A 16,697-nucleotide genomic window follows, 5' to 3' on the forward strand; every position below is an offset into this window, starting at 1 on the left:
CTTTGATAAAAAGATATTGATGTCAACTATTCATTATATAGATTCTTCAGTACTTAGTTTTGAAACACTAAACGACTTATATAATAAAAGATATAAGCTTGCTTTAAGTGAGGAATCTTCTGTTAAAATAAAAAAGGCTAGAGCTTATCTCGATGCTAAGCAAAATGATAGTAAATCGCCAATATATGGTGTTAATACAGGATTTGGGTCTTTATGTAATATTAAGATTGATAAAGACAAGCTAGCCTTACTTCAAGAAAACTTGGTGATGTCTCATGCCTGTGGAACTGGAGATAGGGTAGAAGATGATATTGTAAAGTTGATGCTCCTGCTTAAAATTCAATCCTTAAGCTATGGATATTCTGGAGTTTCTAAAGAACTTGTTGAGCGCTTAATAGAACTCTACAATAATGAGATTTTCCCCGTCATATACGAGCAAGGTTCATTAGGTGCTTCTGGAGACCTTGCCCCTCTTGCTCATCTGGCATTGCCTCTTATTGGTAAAGGTAAAGTGGTAATTAATGGAAGAATTGAATCCTCTGAAATTTTAGAAACTAAGTTTGGATTGGCTCCGCTCAAGCTCAAATCTAAAGAGGGCTTAGCTTTGCTAAATGGGACACAGTTCATGAGTGCCTATTTACTTAAAAATGTACTAGATGCAAAACGATTGATGAAATGGGCAGACACGATCGCTGCCACTTCTATTGATGCATTCGACTGTAATACTTCGCCGTATGATCCTTTGGTTCATCAAGTAAGACCTCACAAAGGACAAATCGAAACTGCGAAAATTATCAAAAAGCTTTTATTCGGAAGTGAAATTTCAGCGCATACAAAGCAAAATGTTCAGGATCCATACTCCTTTAGATGTGTTCCTCAGGTCCATGGCGCCAGCAAAGATGCATTAAGGTATGTTGAGCAAACTTTACTTACAGAAATCAATAGTGTTACAGATAATCCTAATGTATTTGTAGAGGAGGATAAAATCATTTCTGGTGGTAATTTTCATGGGCAATCTCTTGCCATTGCTTCTGATGTTATGGCCATCGCAATGAGTGAAATTGGTAATATCTCAGAACGAAGAATTTATCAACTGGTTTCTGGCTTAAGAGGTTTACCTACTTTTCTAGTGAGTTCTCCTGGTCTCAATAGTGGTTTTATGATACCGCAATACACTGCAGCAAGTATTGTAAGTCAAAATAAACAGCTTTGTACACCCGCTAGTGTAGACTCTATTGTTTCCTCTAATGGTCAAGAAGATCATGTGAGCATGGGAGCAAATGCAGCGACTAAACTAAGTAAGGTGGTTTGTAATATTGAAAAAATTTTGGCGATAGAACTTTTAAATGCCTCACAAGCCCTCTATTTTAGATCACAGATGAAAAGCTCAAACTCCATAGAGCTTTTACTTAAAGATTACAGAAGTTTAGTTCCCATTGTGAAAGAGGATAAAATAATGGCTGACGAAATTGATAAATCGATATTCTTCTTAAGAAATCACAAAATCTGATTGAGACTACTCAAATACCTTTAGTTTTGCTTCACACTTAAAAAATTAATTAATGAATTTTAAATTTTCCTTATCGATTTTTATCGTCTTATCATTAGTACTGAGTTCGTGTGCAACTAAGATTGATTTTCCAGTATCTAAAGTTGCTCCAGGAGCAGATATCTCTGCCAAAGTGAAGCAAAATGAGAATGATAACTATCAAATTGATCTAAAAGCAGAGCACCTCACATCTCCAGATCGACTGGATCCACCAAGAGCGATGTACGTTGTTTGGATAGAAACCGCCAGAGGAACTAAAAATCTTGGGAAAATAAATATGTCTTCTGGGCTGTTTTCCAGTACAAGAAAAGGAACATTGAATACAACTACTGCTTTTAAACCCAAGCGAATCATCATCACCGCCGAGAATTCATCAACTAATAATGAGCCAAGTACCTTTGTGGTTGTTTCTTCAGATAACTTCAATTAATAGCTCAATTTCTCAGAAACTAAAAAAGCCACATAAACTGTGGCTTTTTTTAAAATTATTCTAAAAATGTTTCTCCTATTTTTCTAACATAATTGTTCTAGTGACAGAATTAAATGGACCTGGAATTGGTTCTAAATTTTCATCAACCAATACCAATTGAATTTTATTTTCTCCCAATGGCATATTTTCTATGACGTGAGGTTTCCACTCGTTTATTAAGTATTCATCTCCACTGTTGATGATAACTTTTACTTTATTACCATTTTCACCAAGCTCAGTATTCATTAAGAAAAAATCTAATAATACTTTCTCAGTATCTTTTCCAGAATAAGTTCCTTTTGGTCTACTATAAAATAAATGCTCAGCGGTTAAATCAACATCCATTTGTTGGTCTTCTGATGGATTACCTGCTCTAATCTTTCTTACAACAAAAGAAGTTGGATTTTTAACAGCTTCGTGATATGATCTGGATAGAAAGGCCAATAACACATGATCACCTTCTTCTAAATTTTTGCTGAATTTACTCTCGTAATGAGCAGAGTATGGACCATTATCTAAAATAAAATGGATATGTTGTCCTTTTCCTGAATTAGCAAGGCCGTTTTCACCTGCATTGGCTGTTTGGACGCCAAGCTCGTAATTTTCAACTGTAAAATCAAATTCTACATCACCAGCTTCCACCTCCATAGACTGAGCTCCAGGATGAGTTAATTTGGCATCTGCATAAGCAGGAGAGCCTTCAAGTGGTGTAATTGTTACAATGGTATCTGTAACTCCTACAGCTTCTGTTTCGGTTTTTTCGTCATTATCTTTTTTGCTTCCAGTATTACATCCTGCAAACAAGAGCAATCCTAGAATTAAAGTTAAAGCACTTATTTTTTTCATGGTTTTCTATTTAAGGTTTATGGTAAAATTAAAGTAATCACAGGCCTATCTAAAATTTCAGCCTCAACTTAACACTATTTTTAGTTTATCAGTTCAGAACTGATCTCTATTTCGGAATGTAAGGTTCTGTTTACCGGACATCTTTCGCCTATTTCAACCAAACGTTTCTTTTGATCTTCGTCTAAATCTCCCAAAATTTCTATTTTTTTTGAGATAAAGTCTTTTTTGATAGCTTTCCCGTCTTCATCTTCAATTTTTTTCTTCTCATAATCTACATGTACCTTTACTTCTTTCAGAGCCCATTTTTTTTGTCTAGCATAGACATGAAGGGTCATAGCTGTGCATTCAGCCAGACCAGCAGTTAGAAAATCATAAGGAGCAGGGCCAAAATTATGACCTCCGTAGCTTTCTGGCTCATCACCAATCATTTCGAAATCGCCAACCTTCATCTGTGTCGTAAACTTATCCTCATTATTTAAGACTGCAGCAGACTGACTTTCAGATTCCATCGCTGTATTTTTATCCTTGGTGAGCTCTAAAGAATTACTAGACCAATGACCAATAAGACTCCCAATATAAGACGCATCTACGTTAGTATTCAATAAGTGATCTGCTTTATCTAGACTGATAAAGCTCTTAGGATGATGAGACCATTTGTATAGATCTTCTGCATTATCTATGCTTACGATCCTGTCCTGTGGAGAGTGCATGATAAGATAGGGGATCTTTAAATCTCCAAGAAATGAAGCGGTGTCTTTTGATTTGATATCATCCAGAAATTGTTTTTTGATTGTAAAATCTTTACCGCCAAGACTAATTTCTACCGAATTTGAATCATCACCTGCCGATCCTTCTTTAGTGCTTCTCACAATGAGTTCTTCTACATGAGAAGGTTGTGAGGGACTGGCTATACTAACAATAGCCTTCAAACTATCAATCTTTTGAGATGCAAAAAGTGCTGCTGTGCCTCCAAGAGAATGACCTATGATAAGTTTTGGTGCCTCATAATTTTGTTTCAAAAAGTTTGAGGCTTCAATTAAATCTTCAATATCATGAGAAAAGTTAGTCTCTTCAAAATCTCCATCACTTTGACCTAAACCGGTAAAATCAAATCTTAAAACAGCTATGCCCAACTTTGTTAGAGCTGTAGAAATTTCTCTAATCACCTTTAAGTTTTTACCACAAGTAAAACAGTGGGCGAAAATAGCGTAAGCTTTAGCGTGTTGTTCATCTGGAAATTGAAGTCTTCCTATCAAGTCTTCTCCATTTTTATTTTGAAATGTTACTTTCTCTAATCCCATTTATCTTAAAATTAATTTTGAAATCAATTGTTTTCCAATGCTTTCATTAAGCCTTTTAATTATCTTTTCCTTGTTATAGCTCAATTCCTCTCTAAGCGTTGAAGAGGACAAGTGAACTGTCAATGTATTGTTCTTAAACCTAATGGATTCCGTGTAGTTTTTGATAGCTGGCCCTAATTGAGTCATCCAGGCATTTTCAACATCTACTTTATTCAAACCTGGACTTAGTCTGTGTTTTTGCTTAAACATATCCATCAAATCTTTCATCGACTGTTCTTCATTCGCCCTTTTATTTTTCATCTAAATCAATATTTTTAGGTGTATGTCTCTTATAAGTATAAATAAAATTCTGCTTATTTCTAACTGTAAATTGATCATCTTCTATACTTAGCAAAGTTTCAGTCCAGGTGTCAAAATCATTTTCATAAATAAATACCAAGCTGTCTTTTTGGTCCTCAATTCTAAAATATTCTCGGTTCTTAGAGGATTGATAATTACCTAGTAAACTGGGTTGCATTTTTTTTCTAAAGCCTTTGTTTTCTTTAATTCTGAAGTAATCTACCATTTGATTCATTTGATAAGACTTATCTCCGTAAGGAGTTTCTGCTTTTTCGATTTCCCAAAAACCATTAAGCTTCTCAACATCTTCAAGGTCGGGTTTTGAAGTACAAGAAAGCAGAATGAGAGAGAGGATTACAAGACTATATTTCATTTTCTAAGTTTATCATTTTATAATGATTTGCATTTTTTTTCACCACTTCTTCTGTTCTATCCGGATGTGTGTCGCTTATACACATCTGGCCGAGTTCAGCATGAGTGACCATGCTAACAATTTGAGAAACGCGGTCTTCATCAAGTTTGTCGAAGATGTCGTCTAAAAGTAAAATAGGCTTCACTCCATAATGTGATTTTAGGAAATCATACTGAGCAAACTTTAAAGCTATTAAATAAGACTTTTGTTGCCCCTGAGAACCAAATTTCTTTACAGAATGCGATTGTATTTTGAAAATCAGGTCATCTTTATGTGTGCCAAAATTTGAAAACTGACGCTGTAGATCTGTCTTAAGTCCAGATTTAAGAATCGTTTTATAAGATTCTTCTTCATTAAACTGGCTTCTGTAGGTAAGACTGATTTTTTCTCTAGAATTACTGATCTCCTCATAACGCTTCTGCAGAATAGGTTTAAATTCTTCAATAAACTTTTCTCGTTTTTGAAAAATGATCTGGCCTAACTCAATCATTTGGTCATCATAAACTTCCAAACTGGTTTCATCAAATGTTCGATTTGCTGCAAAGTACTTCAGTAAAGCATTTCTCTGAGATAGCACTTTATTATACTTCAATAAGGCATCAAGATAAAGCTTATCGCCCTGAGAAATAACCCCATCCATAAACTTCCTTCGCGTTTCACTACCTTCCAAAATCAAATCCCGATCTGTAGGGGAGATGATGACCAGGGGAATGGTACCAATATGTTCACTTATTTTTTCATAATCCTTTCCATTGCGTTTCATCAACTTTCGCTGCCCTTTTTTAAAGGAGGTGATTACTTTTTCTGATTTAGAGCCATTTTCGAAATCTCCTTCAATCATAAAAAAATCCTCACCGTGTTTAACATTTTGGCTTGTAATAGGATTAAAATAACTTTTACCAAAGGCTAAATGATAAATCGCATCCAGAATATTAGTCTTACCAATCCCATTTTTACCTACAAAACAATTGATTTTGGAATCGAATTCTATGGAAATTTGATCAAAATTTTTATAATTGATAAGAGATAACTTTTTTAAAATCATGGATTTAATTCAAATGAAATATACTGTTTCTATAAGCTTTATAACGGTTTAATGCTTAATACTTGAAATGTAAAAATATCAAATAAATAGTGTATTCTATATGGAATAAAATTATATTTTTGCCCCCTGAACAAAATACTATTATGGCAACGTATAAGAAAAGAGGTTACAAACCAAATACAAAAGCTGAACGTGAAGAGAAGCTTGAAAATGAATCTACAACAGCAGAAGTTTTTAATACTTTAGATGAAGGAGCAAGTTCAACTGAGCAATTTTTATCTAAGTATCAAAAACCTATATTTGGTGTTATTATAGCTATAGCTGTTGTCATTTTAGCTTTTCTTGGGTATCAAAAATTTGTGCAGGAACCTTATGAAGAAGAAGCTGCCAATGAGATGAACCAAGCTCAGCAGTATTTTGATTCTGCCATCCAAGCCTCTGGATCAGAACAGGATTCTCTTTTCGTAAGATCTTTAGAAGGAGGAAATGGTAAATTTGGATTTGAAGACATTACTACAAACTACAGTGGTACTAAAGCAGGAGAACTTGCAAAATATTATGCTGGTATTTCACATTTAAATTTGGGCAACTATAAGGAAGCTATAGACTACTTAGATGGTTTCAATGTAGATGATGAAATCTTAACGCCTCTAGCTAAAGGCTCTATTGGTGACGCTTTCCTTCAGCTAGATCAACCTGAAGAAGCTTTAGGTTATTTTGAGCAAGCGGCGAATATGAGGACTAATGAATTTACAACGCCTAAATTTTTATTGAAAGCTGCCATTACTGCAATCAATCTTAATGATGGTGACACCGCTAAAGAACACTTAAACAGAATTAAGGACGAGTTTCCAAATTCTGAAGAAGCTGGAAAAATTGACGTTTATTTAGGTCAAGCAGAAGTACTTTAATAGATGGCTACATCAGAAAAAAATCTTTCTACCTATAATAAGGATCAGCTACCTGAAGCTAAAAATATGCGGATAGGTCTGGTAGTGTCAGAATGGAATCCAGATATCACTGAAAATCTCTTTCAAGGAGCGTTTGATGCTTTAATTGATACTGGGGTCATTAAAGAAAATATTGTAAGGTGGAATGTTCCTGGTAGTTTTGAACTCCCATATGGATGTAAAAAAATGCAGGAGAGTTTCGATATGCTAGATGCCATTATTGCTATTGGTAATGTGATTCAAGGTGAAACAAAGCATTTTGATTTTGTTTGCCAGGGCCTTACTCAGGGTATAATGGAATTAAATCTTAAAAGTGACATTCCAGTCATTTTCTGTGTACTAACAGATAATACAAAAGCACAATCTGAGGCGAGATCTGGTGGCATACACGGCAATAAAGGTACCGAAGCAGCTATAGCGGCCATAAAAATGGCTCAGCTCAGAAAAGATGCTAAATTTTATAAAGCAGATTAAGCTTTAGGTTTATATTTCCCGTTTTAAATAGAATTTTAAAGCCTTAGAATTGATGGAATTTCTTTAATTTTGAAAATTCATCAAAAGCTATGTTTAAACTAAAGTCGCTTAAATTACGAAAGAATTCCAGATACAATTATACCCCAAGGTATTATAAGGGAAAGGATACTGGTAATCCTTATAGTTTCGACTCCAAATTCGCTAAATATAAGGAGACACATAATAGTGTAGATTTTGGTTCTCATTGGGCTGAGGCTAGAGAAAACTCAAGAAATAGAGGAAACAGAGGAATCAATAGAACTGTAATACTAATAGCGCTTATTCTAACTTTTATTTTTTTATGGATCATTGATTTTGATCTCTCAATATTTTCTTCAAATTAGTCAATGAATAGTATTATTCACTTACTACCAGATCATGTAGCCAATCAAATAGCAGCAGGAGAGGTCGTACAAAGACCAGCCTCTGTAGTGAAAGAACTCTTGGAAAATGCTGTAGATGCTGATGCTACTTCAATTACACTCATAGTCAAGGAAGGTGGTAAAACTTCGATTCAGGTTATAGACAATGGCTCAGGTATGGGAGATACAGATGCCAGACTTTCATTTGAGCGGCATGCGACTTCCAAAATAAAGTTTGCAGAGGATTTGTTTCAACTTCATACCAAAGGTTTTAGAGGAGAAGCTTTAGCTTCTATAGCTGCAGTGGCTCATGTTGAGCTCAAAACTAAAACTGAAGGAGAAGAATTGGGTTCACATCTGGTGATCGAAGGTAGTAAAACCGTGAAGCAAGATCCTTGCGTCACGCCAGTAGGGACTTCCATAGCGGTGAAAAATCTTTTTTTTAATATTCCAGCCCGTCGAAATTTTTTAAAGTCTTCTTCGGTAGAGCAAAAGCACATTATCGATGAATTTCAGCGCGTAGCCTTGGTTCATCCATCTATTGCTTTTAAGTTTATACATAATGATAGCGAGCTTTTCAATTTACCTGCAACAAACTTACGTAAACGTATTGTTGGAGTAATGGGAGCTAAAACCAATGAAAAATTGGTTCCTGTCAAAGAAGAGACCGACTTAATCCAACTTACAGGCTTTGTGGGCAAGCCGGAATTTGCAAAAAAATCTAGAGGTGAACAGTTTTTCTTTGTCAATGATAGATTCATTAAGCATCCCTACTTACATCATGCAGTAACCAGCGCATTTGAAGGCTTGCTAAAAGAAAAATCCTATCCTTCTTACTTTTTATATTTAAAAGTGGATCCCAAGAGTATTGATATTAATATTCACCCTACAAAAACTGAAGTTAAGTTTGATAATGAGCATGCTATTTATTCTATTTTAAGGAGTAGTGTAAAACATAGTTTAGGTCAGTTTAATGTATCACCGGTTCTAGATTTCAATAAAGATTCTAGCATGGAAACCGATTATATGCAGCATAAAAAAGGAGCCAAGATTCCTTCCATAGAGGTGGACAGGAATTTTAATCCTTTTAAAGCTGAAGTTTCTTCTCATACTTCTGCAAAGTCCCCATCAAAAAATCATTTTAAATCAAAATCTACTGCCAACTGGGAATCTTTATACACAGATGCTTCAATAGAAGAAAATGAGTTGATGGATATCGAAGTAGAAAGTGAATCTGTATCTCCTTCATTGTTTGGAGGACAGTCTTCCTCTTATCAATCTTCAGGAACGTTTCAGCTTCAGCGCAAATACATTATTACTTCTACTAAATCTGAAATGCTAATCATAGATCAGCACAGAGCTCATTTCAGAGTATTATACGAGGAACTACTAAAAAACATAACGGCTCAACCCGCTTTGAGTCAGCAACTCCTGTTTCCACTTAAACTGCAATTGGACTCCAATGAAATTCGAGTTTTTGAAAACTTAAAGGAATCATTGGTCAATGCTGGTTTTTCAATTTCAGAGATTGGGGAAGATTTTGTGAAAATCAATGGAATTCCTAATCGTTTGCCAGAAAGTGAAACTTCAATATTGCTGGATCAACTGCTATCTGATTTTGAAAACGATATTCCAGATTCTGGATTTGATCAAACGGATAGACTTGCAAAGTCACTGGCTAAAAGCATGGCGATAAAAAACGGAAGTCTGCTTCAAAAGGAAGAGCAAATAGAACTTGTAAATCTGTTATTTTCTTGCAAAGAACCAATGTTAACTCCTACAAATCGTTTAGTTTTCGTGAAACAGTCTGCAGCAGATTTCGATAAAAAATTTATGTAAATGGGAAGAATCACCGAAACGGTAAAAGTTTTATTAATAGCTAACATACTCTTCTTTTTTGGAGCTAATTATTTAGGTGATTATGCCTATAAAATTTTTGCTCTTTGGTTCCCTGAAAATCCAAATTTTGGATTCTGGCAGATACTCACCCACATGTTTATGCACGGTAGTTTTTCTCATATTTTATTCAATATGTTTGCCTTGTACATGTTTGGTAGTTTGATCGAACAATACCTAGGTCAAAATAAATTTCTTTTTATTTACTTTTCTGCAGGCCTTGGAGCTGCAGGTTTACAAATACTCTTTAGTTACATTGGGTTCAATCAGGCCTACCAGACTTATATTGATGCTGGTGTAAGTTCTGATACCATTTCAGAAATGTTTAAAAGCGTAAGTACTACTGGTGAGTACAGGGTTTATCCTTCCATATCTAAAGAAGTAAGTAACCAGTTATTCAGCAATTATCTTACTCCTATGGTGGGAGCGTCTGGAGCGATCTTTGGTATCCTTGCTGCCTTTGCGGTAGTATTTCCAAATTTGCCACTTTACATTATTTTTATCCCTATACCCATCAAAGCAAAATATTTGATTGGAGGGTATTTTTTAATGAATTTATTTTCTGCTATCACTGGAGTAACTTTATTAGGCCCGTCTAATACAGCGTATTGGGCTCACATTGGTGGTGCGGTGATTGGTTTTATCACGATGTATTACTGGAAGAAAAATTCTTTTAACGCCAATAGATGGAATTGATATGGATTGGAAGCAAAAACTTACATATAAGTATAATACGGTGGATACTCTAGAGAAGCTTATAGGAATCAATGTTCTCTTATTTATACTCACCTTCGTCTTTAAAACTATAGGATTTCTATTTCAGATTCCTACTACATTTTTTGTAGAGTGGCTTGTGTTCCCTAAAAGCTTAATTGAATTTGCTTATAAACCTTGGACTATTATTACCTATGCTTTTATGCATTCGGGTATATTTCATATCCTTTCCAATATGTTGATTCTCTACTTTTCTGGAAAATTCTTTCTGACTTATTTTTCTGGAAAACGGATGTTGAATCTCTATTTTTTAGGGGCTATTTTTGGTGCGTTAATTTATACGTTAAGCTATAATCTTCTTCCAGCCTTTAGTGGCACAGGAAGATCCTATCTTATTGGAGCTTCAGCCTCTGTTATGGCTATTCTGGTAGCAACGGCCACACAAGCTCCAAACTTGCAAGTCCGGCTTTTCTTTTTTGGTAATTTGAAGCTTTGGTGGATCGCTGCATTCTTAGTTGTTATAGATGTAGTGCAAATCCCGCTGTCCAATCCTGGTGGTCACCTTGCTCACTTGGGAGGAGCAGGTATAGGCTACCTTTATATCACCCAACTCAATAAAGGAAACGATATTGGGAGTTGGTTACAAGCCATCACCGATTGGTTTACTGACTTCTTTCAGCCTCGAAAAAATAGAAAGAGCAGAATGAAAACCGTACATAAAAATCCAAAAACGTCATCCAAAAAAGATAGCAGCAGGTCTGATAAGCAAAAACGAATAGATCAAATCTTAGATAAGATTAGTAAAAGTGGATATGACAGCCTTTCTAAAGAAGAAAAGGATTTCTTATTTAAGGCAGGAAAAGACATGTAGCTGCCATGAAATCTAAGCTCAATTTTTTTCAGAAGGTGGTTTTTGTATTTAATATGTTTTTTGCAATATGTTTACTCATTGCCTACATTCTACCTTTAGTTCCCCCCAAATTCTCTGCCTTTTTATCTATTCTGAATTTAGGTCTGCCAGTCTTTATGTTGATCAATCTTTTCTTTGCTATTTATTGGATGATTAGACTCAAGCTTCACTTCTTAGTCTCCTTTATTTTAGTCATATGTGGTTATTCTTATGTCAACAAAATCATTGTTTTTAATACCAATGCTGACTCTATTACTGCAAATGGTCTCAAAGTAATGAGCTATAATGTGCGTTTATTCAATGAATATAATTGGATAAAAGATATTGATGCAGCATTAGAAATCTCGAATTTCATAGCCAACGAAGATCCGGATATCGTTGCTTTTCAGGATTATATTCAGGCAGATGATTTAAACATGGATGCCTACCCTTATCGGTTTGAAAAATTTAAAACGCCATCTTCCAAAATTGGTATAGCTATTTTTAGTAAATATAAAATCATCAATACAGGAACAATTGATTTCCCCAATACACATAACAATGCTATATTTTCTGATGTTGTAATCAGTCAAGATACTCTAAGAGTTTATGCCGCTCACCTGGAATCTTTAAAAGTAATTCCAGACGTTAAGGAATTAAATAAAGAAAATCGCCAACAACTCATCAATAGAGTAGGGAAGTCTTTTGTAAAACAACAGGAACAGGCTAAAATGTTGACAGACAATTTTGAAGCTACACTGCTTCCTAAAATTGTTTGTATAGACATGAATAATACGTCGTTTTCCTACGTCTCCAATAAGATACTGAAGCATAATCTCGAAGATGCTTTCATAATGTCTGGCTATGGGTTAGGCAAAACTTTTGATTTTGATTTTCTCCCTTTAAGAATAGATGCGATTTATAACGAGAGTTCAATAAAAAGTGTAGATTTCAAAAACTATAATGTCAATTTTTCAGATCATTACCCCATCATGGCTACTTTTATTCTAGAAGACTAAGTTTTTGAGATTGTAGGTATTCCAAAGCTGAAGGCCCTTTATTGAATAGTAAGTCGAGGATACTTAAATTGGGGATATACCCATGCTTAGACTGAAAAACCTGAATATAGTTTTCCAGATTAGCTTTAGTTTCTCTTTTTGAATTTACTAAGTCTCGTTGATCATTAAGTGTTTCTGGAGCCATTTTAAACTCCTCGGTAAAATCAAAATTAAAGTCAAGCCCTAGACACTCAAAAACCACTTCCATACACTTTAAGTTGAAATCCATGAGGAAAGTCGCTTCTTTGGTAAATAAGTCTATGAACTCATCCTCATAAAATTCAAAAAATGGAGATGTTCTATAAGCAGCTTCAAAGGATTTCCAATGTAATCTTTGCCATTTAAAAGCATTTTCTATGCGTATGTCTTGATAGCTTTGATGCTTGTCCGTTTTTTGAGCCCTATGCTTTATAGGGATATTAAGCAGTAGGCTTCCATTAGCTCCATAGATGTACTGTCTGGATCTATAAGTTTGTTTTTGGTAATTATCATGTTTCTCCATAACAAATCCGCTAGATTGTGCTAAAACAGCATACAAATCTATAGGTCCAAAATAGCAGGGATGGATTAAAATGGATTTCAAGATTATTTTTTCTTTTTGATGAAATAATTATATCCAATAATCAAAACAACTCCAATTAGAAAATAAACCAAATAGGAGGTAGGTTTACCTTCGCCACCTACGGTGGTAAACAAGCGCTCCCACCTTATTTTTTCCATAAGGCTGCCAGCATTTCCATCTAAACTCATCCAAATAAAGACAGGTTTACCCACCACGTGATTTTGAGGAACATATCCCCAATAGCGACTATCTTCACTGTTATGGCGGTTGTCACCCATCATCCAGTAATAATCCTGCTTAAAAGTATATTCGTTTATGGGGTTGCCATTGAGATAGACCTGAGATCCTCTAACTTCTAATTGATTATCTATTCCCATCTCTGAGCCTTCATAGACCTCAATTATTCTTCTGTAGAGCGAAAAGCTTTCTAAATTTAATTCAATACTCTTCCCAGCTTTTGGGATATAGATGGGCCCAAAATTATCTTTGTTCCAATCTACTTTACCATTGTTTGGAAAAATACCGGATTCTGCCTTACCCTCCGGTGAAATTATTTTTTGAACTGATTTCACATTGGGATGGTTTCTGAATTTAACCAGATTTTCTTCGGTAATAGCGTTTACTTTATAAAGATCTCGTTCTCTATCTACCCATTGTAATCCATCGGTTATGCCGTAAATTTCAATAAGACTGCGCATATTGAAACCTTGTCCTTTTCCTTGAACCAAGTAGGAATATTGAGGCTTAGCACGGTCCGGTAATACTAAGGGAGAGTTGTTGACATAGATTTTACCATCGATGATCTCTAAAGAATCTCCGGCCACACCAACAGCTCTTTTCACGTAATTGGACTTCTTATCAACTGGTTTATCATAATGTCTGCCAGAGCGATCTCTAAACATTCTAACAGTGTCTACTGGCCAGTTGAAAACTACAATATCATTACGTTGGATAGTTTGAAATCCAGGTAACCTTAAATATGGTAATTGAGGAGAATTGGTGTAAGACTTTACTCCTACCAAAGGAATTGTATCATGCACCATTGGAAAGGAGATGGCCGTCTGAGGGAGTCTTGCTCCATAGTGGAATTTGCTAACAAACAGAAAGTCTCCAACGAGAAGTGTTTTTTCTAAAGAGGAGGTGGGGATAGTGAAAGGCTGCATAATGTAAGTGTGGACAATCGTAGCTGCAACCACAGCAAATAAGATTGAACTTACAAAATCCCCAGTTTTGGTGGTAGCTTTCAGGCTTCTCTCTTCAATATAATTGTGTTCTGTAAAGTAGTTGATATAGTAAGTGTATAGCCCTAATGTAACCAGCTGCAGTATGGTATCTTTCGTAGAATTTTTACCAAAACTTCTGGCCGTTTCCACCCAAATCACAGGAAACATAATAAGATTGACGATGGGTATAAATATTAAAAACACCCACCACCAAGGCCTATTGATGATTTTAAAAAGGATAATAGCATTGTAGATAGGTATGGCTGCTTCCCACCATTGTTTACCCGCACTTTGGTATAGCTTCCAAGTTCCAAAGAAGTGGATAACTTGTATAAAGAGAATAAATAAAAGTATATCTGTAAATGACATTGACCAAAAATTTAAGTTGTTGTGTTAAGTTGAAGGACATCTTTCATGCTGTAGTGTCCGCTGGATTGATTAAGAATCCATTCTGCAGCGATTACAGCGCCATGAGCAAAACCCTGTCTCGATTTCGCATTATGAGCAATTGATATACTATCGATTTCAGAATTATAACTTACATCGTGGTAGCCAAAGACTCCTTTTTCTCTTTCAGCCTCGATGCCTATGGATGTTTTGCTATCTTTTGGAGGATGATCCCAGGACTCATAACTGGTTTTTTCGATAATCTGATCAGCTAGGCTGATAGCCGTCCCACTAGGAGCGTCTTTTTTCTCAAGATGATGAATTTCTTTCAGCTTCACTTCATATTCTTTTAAACCAGCCATCATCTTGGCTAAATAGGAGTTTAATTCAAAAAAAACATTAACTCCCACACTAAAATTTGAGGCGTACAGAAACCTACCAGACGATGACTTGCAAAACTTCACGGCATCGTCGAATTTATCCAGCCAGCCAGTTGTTCCTGAAACAACAGCAAGATCTAATTCTAAGCATTTTGTAATATTAGTATAAGCGGCTTCTGGAACACTGAAGTCAATAGCGACATCGGCGGCCTTTAGCAGATTAGTTTCCAATTTTCCAGAAGAGATATAAACAATGTCATGCCCTCTTGAGGCTGCGATTTTCTCTACGGTTTTACCCATTTTACCATAGCCGAGTATTGCAAGTTTCATTTAGTTAAATTTAAAATTTAAAGTTAAGCCATAGTCTATGTTACCACTTAAATAATTAGGTTCAAAATTAGGCTTCAAAGATAAGTCTTTGGAGACATCAAATTGTCTGAGGTGGGCATCTACATTAGCATCTACAATATTTAATAAATAAAAGGCTACTGTCGCCAGAATAGCAAATTCTTTATTTTGTCTGAATTGCTTTTGAGCATTGATGAGTGCATCGTTTTGTAGGACGCCCTGAAACTCATCGTCTGTAAAACCAGCAAGACGTCTCTTATAGGCATCTCTGTATCTATTATATTCACTGTCATTTTGAAAAACAAGATATAAGCTGGTCCCAATTCCAGCGTATACCAGTGGTATCTTCCAATAACTGCCATTATAGGCCTGTCCTAAACCTGGTAGTACAGCCGAGTAAAAGGCAGATCTTGCTGGAGCCAGTGGGTCATAAAGGTCAAGCTTGAAGGCATCTTTAGTAGAAGTCATGGAACTTTCAACATTCAAGCTGTCTTTTTCCTGTCCATTGGAATAAAAGACTACACCTACAACAAATAGAAGACAGTAGAGCAGTTTATGAGTCACCCTGAATTAATTTTTTAATTCTTTGAAAATCCTCATCAGAGGAGAAGGGTACAATCAGTTTACCATTACCTTTTTTGTTGACCTTCAATTCCACTTTAGCGCCAAAATAAGAGGATATTTGTTTTAAAGCTTTTTGCTTTTTTTCATCGACTCTTGGTTTTTCTTTTTCTTTGGAATTAGTTCCATCCTGCATCTTTCTGACTAATGCTTCGGTCTCTCTAACTGAAAGTTTATCCTTTAAGATTTTTTCGTAAACTTGAAGCTGAACATCGGTATTGTTTATATTGATAAGTGCCCGACCATGACCCATACTCAAAAACCCATCTCGCATGCCTGTTTGTATGATTGGATCAAGCTTTAAGAGTCTTAAATAATTGGCAATAGTGGATCTGTTTTTTCCTACTCTGTCACTCAACTCTTCCTGGGTCAGATCAATCTCATCAATAAGCCTTTGGTAAGAAAGAGCGACTTCAATAGGATCTAAATCCTGTCTCTGAATATTTTCAACTAAAGCCATTTCCAAAGACTCCTGATCATTCGCGATTCTGATGTAAGCAGGAATCGTCTCAAGACCAAGCATTTTAGAAGCCCGGTAACGTCGTTCACCAGAAACCAGTTGGTACTTGTTGAAATCTAATTTCCGAACGGTAATGGGTTGAATAACTCCTAGCTCCTTTATAGAAGAAGCTAATTCTTTAAGCGCATCTTCACTAAAACTTGTCCTAGGCTGAAAAGGGTTGACTTCTATAGCTTCAAGGCTCAATTCGACAATATTGCCCACTACCTTATCGGCGTTCTTATCTTCTGCAGATTTGATATCATTTTCAGGATCGTTCAATAAGGCCGAGAGGCCTCTTCCTAGCGCTTTTTTCTTTGTCGTTTTGGCCATG

19 protein-coding genes are annotated in these 16,697 nt (G+C 35.6%); 9 read left to right on the forward strand and 10 right to left on the reverse strand.

Annotated features, from left to right (window positions below):
• The first annotated feature begins 19 nt into the window (after positions 1-19).
• Positions 20-1,510: a histidine ammonia-lyase gene (gene hutH, locus F598_RS0108120; protein WP_019038545.1), complete on the forward strand. Its 1,491-nt coding sequence runs from the start codon at positions 20-22 to the stop codon at positions 1,508-1,510.
• 52 nt (positions 1,511-1,562) lie between these two features.
• Positions 1,563-1,979 (forward strand): hypothetical protein, encoded by a 417-nt coding sequence (locus F598_RS0108125; RefSeq protein WP_019038546.1) that lies wholly within the window; start codon positions 1,563-1,565, stop codon positions 1,977-1,979.
• A 75-nt stretch (positions 1,980-2,054) separates the two neighbouring features.
• Here the strand turns inward: F598_RS0108125 and F598_RS0108130 are convergent, their stop codons facing one another.
• The 5 genes from F598_RS0108130 to recF all read right to left on the reverse strand — a co-directional run bounded on the left by F598_RS0108130 (position 2,055) and on the right by recF (position 5,961).
• A complete protein-coding gene (locus tag F598_RS0108130) occupies positions 2,055-2,864 on the reverse strand; it encodes a hypothetical protein (RefSeq protein ID WP_019038547.1) in 810 nt (269 codons plus the stop codon).
• An 80-nt stretch (positions 2,865-2,944) separates the two neighbouring features.
• Positions 2,945-4,165 carry a bifunctional alpha/beta hydrolase/OsmC family protein gene (locus F598_RS0108135; RefSeq protein WP_019038548.1) on the reverse strand — a complete coding sequence of 407 codons (1,221 nt, stop codon included), beginning with the start codon at positions 4,163-4,165 and terminating at the stop codon, positions 2,945-2,947.
• Positions 4,166-4,465 carry a DciA family protein gene (locus F598_RS0108140; protein ID WP_019038549.1) on the reverse strand — a complete coding sequence of 100 codons (300 nt, stop codon included), beginning with the start codon at positions 4,463-4,465 and terminating at the stop codon, positions 4,166-4,168.
• Complete coding sequence (locus tag F598_RS0108145; protein ID WP_019038550.1) at positions 4,455-4,877, reverse strand: hypothetical protein; 423 nt, start codon at positions 4,875-4,877, stop codon at positions 4,455-4,457. The genes F598_RS0108140 and F598_RS0108145 overlap by 11 nt, the downstream gene beginning before the upstream one ends.
• Entirely contained in the window at positions 4,867-5,961 is a 1,095-nt protein-coding gene (gene recF, locus F598_RS0108150) for a DNA replication/repair protein RecF (protein ID WP_019038551.1), read from the reverse strand. Before recF ends, F598_RS0108145 begins: the two co-directional genes overlap by 11 nt.
• Positions 5,962-6,104: 143 nt before the next feature.
• Here recF and F598_RS0108155 point away from each other — a divergent pair, with 143 nt between their 5' ends.
• The 7 genes from F598_RS0108155 (at position 6,105) to F598_RS0108185 (ending at position 12,304) form a co-directional block, all read left to right on the forward strand.
• Complete coding sequence (locus F598_RS0108155) at positions 6,105-6,872, forward strand: tetratricopeptide repeat protein (protein ID WP_019038552.1); 768 nt, start codon at positions 6,105-6,107, stop codon at positions 6,870-6,872.
• A gap of 3 nt (positions 6,873-6,875) precedes the next feature.
• Positions 6,876-7,385 (forward strand): 6,7-dimethyl-8-ribityllumazine synthase, encoded by a 510-nt coding sequence (ribH, locus tag F598_RS0108160; protein ID WP_019038553.1) that lies wholly within the window; start codon positions 6,876-6,878, stop codon positions 7,383-7,385.
• Positions 7,386-7,474: 89 nt separating this feature from the next.
• Positions 7,475-7,768: a hypothetical protein gene (locus F598_RS0108165; protein ID WP_019038554.1), complete on the forward strand. Its 294-nt coding sequence runs from the start codon at positions 7,475-7,477 to the stop codon at positions 7,766-7,768.
• A gap of 3 nt (positions 7,769-7,771) precedes the next feature.
• Complete coding sequence (mutL, locus tag F598_RS0108170) at positions 7,772-9,625, forward strand: DNA mismatch repair endonuclease MutL (protein WP_019038555.1); 1,854 nt, start codon at positions 7,772-7,774, stop codon at positions 9,623-9,625.
• Positions 9,626-10,378: a rhomboid family intramembrane serine protease gene (locus F598_RS0108175; RefSeq protein ID WP_019038556.1), complete on the forward strand. Its 753-nt coding sequence runs from the start codon at positions 9,626-9,628 to the stop codon at positions 10,376-10,378.
• Position 10,379: 1 nt separating this feature from the next.
• Positions 10,380-11,267 carry a rhomboid family intramembrane serine protease gene (locus F598_RS0108180; RefSeq protein WP_019038557.1) on the forward strand — a complete coding sequence of 296 codons (888 nt, stop codon included), beginning with the start codon at positions 10,380-10,382 and terminating at the stop codon, positions 11,265-11,267.
• Positions 11,268-11,272: 5 nt separating this feature from the next.
• Positions 11,273-12,304: an endonuclease/exonuclease/phosphatase family protein gene (locus tag F598_RS0108185; RefSeq protein WP_019038558.1), complete on the forward strand. Its 1,032-nt coding sequence runs from the start codon at positions 11,273-11,275 to the stop codon at positions 12,302-12,304.
• Here F598_RS0108185 and F598_RS0108190 read toward each other — a convergent pair.
• The 5 genes from F598_RS0108190 to F598_RS0108210 are packed head-to-tail and all read right to left on the reverse strand — an operon-like array spanning position 12,288 to position 16,696.
• Entirely contained in the window at positions 12,288-12,926 is a 639-nt protein-coding gene (locus F598_RS0108190) for a WbqC family protein (RefSeq protein WP_033408465.1), read from the reverse strand. The two genes, F598_RS0108185 and F598_RS0108190, sit on opposite strands and share 17 nt — an antisense overlap.
• 2 nt (positions 12,927-12,928) lie before the next feature.
• The gene (lepB, locus tag F598_RS0108195) at positions 12,929-14,497 is read right to left on the reverse strand and encodes a signal peptidase I (protein WP_019038560.1); all 1,569 of its coding nucleotides are present in this window, start codon (positions 14,495-14,497) and stop codon (positions 12,929-12,931) included.
• A gap of 11 nt (positions 14,498-14,508) precedes the next feature.
• Positions 14,509-15,225, reverse strand: coding sequence for a 4-hydroxy-tetrahydrodipicolinate reductase (gene dapB, locus F598_RS0108200; protein ID WP_019038561.1), 717 nt, complete (start codon positions 15,223-15,225; stop codon positions 14,509-14,511).
• Entirely contained in the window at positions 15,226-15,807 is a 582-nt protein-coding gene (locus F598_RS0108205; protein ID WP_019038562.1) for a DUF5683 domain-containing protein, read from the reverse strand. It lies immediately after the preceding gene.
• A complete protein-coding gene (locus tag F598_RS0108210; protein ID WP_019038563.1) occupies positions 15,797-16,696 on the reverse strand; it encodes a ParB/RepB/Spo0J family partition protein in 900 nt (299 codons plus the stop codon). Before F598_RS0108210 ends, F598_RS0108205 begins: the two co-directional genes overlap by 11 nt.
• Position 16,697 lies beyond the last annotated feature (1 nt).

Origin of the sequence: Psychroflexus tropicus DSM 15496, assembly GCF_000378765.1 — a bacterium.
GTDB classification, from domain to species: Bacteria; Bacteroidota; Bacteroidia; order Flavobacteriales; family Flavobacteriaceae; genus Psychroflexus; species Psychroflexus tropicus.

What these genes read in the sequence shown, in the direction of transcription:
- hutH (WP_019038545.1), top strand. Translation starts at nt 20, where the DNA reads ATGTCAACTATTCATTATATAGATTCTTCAGTACTTAGTTTTGAAACA.
- F598_RS0108125 (WP_019038546.1), top strand. Translation starts at nt 1,563, where the DNA reads ATGAATTTTAAATTTTCCTTATCGATTTTTATCGTCTTATCATTAGTA.
- F598_RS0108130 (WP_019038547.1), bottom strand. Translation starts at nt 2,864, where the DNA reads ATGAAAAAAATAAGTGCTTTAACTTTAATTCTAGGATTGCTCTTGTTT.
- F598_RS0108135 (WP_019038548.1), bottom strand. Translation starts at nt 4,165, where the DNA reads ATGGGATTAGAGAAAGTAACATTTCAAAATAAAAATGGAGAAGACTTG.
- F598_RS0108140 (WP_019038549.1), bottom strand. Translation starts at nt 4,465, where the DNA reads ATGAAAAATAAAAGGGCGAATGAAGAACAGTCGATGAAAGATTTGATG.
- F598_RS0108145 (WP_019038550.1), bottom strand. Translation starts at nt 4,877, where the DNA reads ATGAAATATAGTCTTGTAATCCTCTCTCTCATTCTGCTTTCTTGTACT.
- recF (WP_019038551.1), bottom strand. Translation starts at nt 5,961, where the DNA reads ATGATTTTAAAAAAGTTATCTCTTATCAATTATAAAAATTTTGATCAA.
- F598_RS0108155 (WP_019038552.1), top strand. Translation starts at nt 6,105, where the DNA reads ATGGCAACGTATAAGAAAAGAGGTTACAAACCAAATACAAAAGCTGAA.
- ribH (WP_019038553.1), top strand. Translation starts at nt 6,876, where the DNA reads ATGGCTACATCAGAAAAAAATCTTTCTACCTATAATAAGGATCAGCTA.
- F598_RS0108165 (WP_019038554.1), top strand. Translation starts at nt 7,475, where the DNA reads ATGTTTAAACTAAAGTCGCTTAAATTACGAAAGAATTCCAGATACAAT.
- mutL (WP_019038555.1), top strand. Translation starts at nt 7,772, where the DNA reads ATGAATAGTATTATTCACTTACTACCAGATCATGTAGCCAATCAAATA.
- F598_RS0108175 (WP_019038556.1), top strand. Translation starts at nt 9,626, where the DNA reads ATGGGAAGAATCACCGAAACGGTAAAAGTTTTATTAATAGCTAACATA.
- F598_RS0108180 (WP_019038557.1), top strand. Translation starts at nt 10,380, where the DNA reads ATGGATTGGAAGCAAAAACTTACATATAAGTATAATACGGTGGATACT.
- F598_RS0108185 (WP_019038558.1), top strand. Translation starts at nt 11,273, where the DNA reads ATGAAATCTAAGCTCAATTTTTTTCAGAAGGTGGTTTTTGTATTTAAT.
- lepB (WP_019038560.1), bottom strand. Translation starts at nt 14,497, where the DNA reads ATGTCATTTACAGATATACTTTTATTTATTCTCTTTATACAAGTTATC.
- dapB (WP_019038561.1), bottom strand. Translation starts at nt 15,225, where the DNA reads ATGAAACTTGCAATACTCGGCTATGGTAAAATGGGTAAAACCGTAGAG.
- F598_RS0108210 (WP_019038563.1), bottom strand. Translation starts at nt 16,696, where the DNA reads ATGGCCAAAACGACAAAGAAAAAAGCGCTAGGAAGAGGCCTCTCGGCC.